Genomic DNA, 223 nt, shown 5'->3' on the forward strand with positions numbered 1-223 from the left:
AGGAAGAAATGACTCCAGAAGATCTAAAACGAATGCAAAAAGAAATGCTTCGCCTGAAAGAGGAGAATGAGATATTAAAAAAGGCTATGGCCATATTCGCGAAAAAATAAACGATACAGAATTACATCAATTTATCGATTGTCAAAAAGAAACACACTCTGTTCGTACAATGTGTCAAACACTTGGAATAGCGAGAAGTTCGTATTACCAATCTCAGCACAAA

Annotated in this window: 1 pseudogene; it reads left to right on the forward strand. The window is 35.4% G+C overall.

Going from position 1 to position 223, the window contains the following annotated elements:
- Nucleotides 1–223: pseudogene (locus MR059_RS22555) on the forward strand (IS3-like element ISBce13 family transposase); the annotation flags it as partial.

Origin of the sequence: Bacillus cereus group sp. BfR-BA-01522, assembly GCF_022662635.1 — a bacterium.
Classification (GTDB): Bacteria; Bacillota; Bacilli; order Bacillales; family Bacillaceae_G; genus Bacillus_A; species Bacillus_A cytotoxicus.